This is a genomic window from Shewanella sp. 11B5 (genome assembly GCF_002836795.1).
Classification (GTDB): domain Bacteria; phylum Pseudomonadota; class Gammaproteobacteria; order Enterobacterales; family Shewanellaceae; genus Shewanella; species Shewanella frigidimarina.
In genome coordinates, this window is record NZ_PJAP01001067.1 from 1 (window position 1) to 2,409 (window position 2,409).

The following is a 2,409-nucleotide window of genomic DNA, read 5'->3' on the forward strand; positions in this document are numbered from 1 at the left end:
AAGTGCTTCTTCAACAGCAGTATTACCACCACCAATCACCGCAACTTTTTGGTTACGATAAAAGAAACCGTCACATGTAGCGCAGGCAGAAACACCGCGGCCCATAAATGCTTCTTCAGATGGAAGACCTAAGTATTTAGCAGATGCACCAGTGGCAATAATTAATGCATCACAGGTAAATTCGCCATTGTCGCCTTTTAAACGAAAAGGACGCTCAGTTAGGGTCACTTCATTGATATGATCGAAAATAATTTCGGTATCAAACTTTTCAGCGTGTTTTTGCATGCGATCCATTAATGCTGGACCGGTTAAGTCTTCAGCATCGCCTGGCCAGTTTTCCACTTCAGTTGTGGTTGTTAATTGACCACCTTGCTGCATGCCTGTGATCATCACAGGATTTAAATTTGCACGCGCTGCATAAACAGCAGCGGTATAGCCGGCAGGGCCAGAACCTAAAATTAGTAGGTTAACGTGACGAGCTTCACTCATGATTTTGTTCTCCGATAACATGCCTTAAGCAATTTGCATGGGATTGTATGGAATTTACCTCTGCGGGTAAAGTGAAGTTGAGTGTAGGAAATCGATTGGGGTTATCTATTGTGTAAATATTCCGTTTCAAGTGAGGTAATGGTGCACATTAGCTTGCTTGAAACGGTTACTTGTCGCTCTATACTGTTTGTTAGCGTAGGTTTAGTAAACCAAGTGACAGGTTGGTAAATTATTTTTTTCCAAATAATTCTGATGGTATTCCTCGGCAATGTGGAATGTTTGTATCGGTACAATTTCAGTCACAATATGACGCTGCCCCCATTTACCGCTGCGTGCTAATGCCAGTTTTGAGCTTTCAGCTTGGGCTTTTTGCTCTTTATCGTGGAAAAAAATCGTACTGCGATATTGAGTGCCAATGTCGCCGCTCTGCATATTCAGCATGGTTGGGTTGTGATTTTTCCAAAAAGTGTCCAACAAGTCGTTGTAACTGACGATTTCTGGATCAAACTCAACTTGAACCACTTCTGCATGACCAGTGGAACCCGTCTTCACTTCTTTATATGTCGTCGCACTGTCTTTGCCACCCATGTAGCCACACGTTGCGTTACTGACGCCGTTAATTTCACGGAAAAAATATTCCACACCCCAAAAACAGCCTGCACCAAATGTTGCTAACGCCATGACAAACCCTTAAAACAAATTATAGAAGTCTAGATGGCTGTAATTGTGTTGAATATCGACAATATTTGCAAGCAAACTTTTATTAATAAATAAATCTAAGTTATGCCACCAATAAAATAGCGTTTGGCTATGATAGAATCCGCCACAATAGGCAGTAATAGTTAACATCGTTTTACGTCAAAGTTAATTACGCCATATAATAATGAGACAAGGAGTTGATAGTGTTATCTGACCTGATGATAAACCGCGATTTTTTAGCCTATACCTTAGCCAATCCAAATCAATTACCTGCGGCATATGATTTTATGTTGGCAGATCATACTCGCGTAGATGTGTGGGATACGGGAGTGATTGTATTTACGCCTGCTAATGCCACCAAAGACATCGTGCTGTCTTGTGCTGTGCACGGTAATGAAACTGCGCCGATTGAAATCTGTAATCAACTCATTAAAGATTTGCTCAGCCAACGCAATATTGCCAAGCAGCGTGTGATGTTTTTAATTGGTAACCCTACTGCTATTCTCAATAAAACCCGTTTTATTGATGAAAACATGAATCGTCTTTTTAGTGGCGCGCATTCTAAAGGTGAGGGCTTAAGCCATCCAGAGCGTCACCGTGCCAAAGCATTAGAGCAATACGTGGCTGATTTTTTCAATGCTAATAGCGACAACCAACGTATTCATTACGACTTACATACTGCCATCCGTGCCTCAAAGCATGAGAAGTTTGCCATTTACCCATACCGCCCAGGCCGTGCTTTCAGCGGTGAACAAATTATGTTTTTGGCGGCATGTGGCGTTGATACTATGTTGTTTCACCACGAACCAACAACAACGTTTAGTTATTATTCGTCAGAGCAATTCCAAGCAGATGCTTTTACAGTGGAATTAGGTAAAGTGATGCCATTTGGCCAAAATGACATGAGTCGTTTTGCACAAACTCATACTATGCTTGAAAAGTTGATTACTGAAACTAAGTTAGCACCTGTTGAGTTCGACCCTAGCAAGGTCAACTTGTATAAGGTATCGCGCTCTATTAACAAGCACTTTGATGATTTTGAATTTAGCTTTGCAGGCGATGCAGAAAACTTCAGTGCCTTTAGTCAGGGCGAGGTGTTAGCGACAGAAGGTGGTAATGCCATCATTGTTGAATACCCACAAGAAGCCATCGTATTTCCCAATGCAAATGTGCCCATTGGGCAACGTACAGTGCTATGTTTAGTACCTGCACCAAACGAGT

The 2,409-nt window shown here is 41.8% G+C and carries 3 protein-coding genes; 1 reads left to right on the top strand and 2 read right to left on the bottom strand.

Annotation, left to right across the window (positions count from 1 at the left end):
- Together CXF78_RS20350 and msrA are read right to left on the bottom strand one after the other, a co-directional pair.
- Nucleotides 1-489 (bottom strand): FAD-dependent oxidoreductase (locus tag CXF78_RS20350; RefSeq protein ID WP_180957234.1); only part of this gene is annotated, 489 nt, incomplete at its 3' end.
- Nucleotides 490-690: 201 nt separating this feature from the next.
- Nucleotides 691-1,170 carry a peptide-methionine (S)-S-oxide reductase MsrA gene (gene msrA, locus CXF78_RS20355; protein WP_102037775.1) on the bottom strand — a complete coding sequence of 160 codons (480 nt, stop codon included), beginning with the start codon at nt 1,168-1,170 and terminating at the stop codon, nt 691-693.
- 236 nt (nt 1,171-1,406) lie between these two features.
- On the opposite strand from msrA, the gene astE reads away from it, so the two are divergent.
- The coding region (gene astE, locus CXF78_RS20360; protein WP_374702309.1) for a succinylglutamate desuccinylase at nt 1,407-2,409 on the top strand (1,003 nt) is incomplete at its 3' end.

Excerpts from the sequence above, each read along its gene's own strand:
- msrA (WP_102037775.1), bottom strand. The coding sequence starts at position 1,170 with ATGGCGTTAGCAACATTTGGTGCAGGCTGTTTTTGGGGTGTGGAATAT.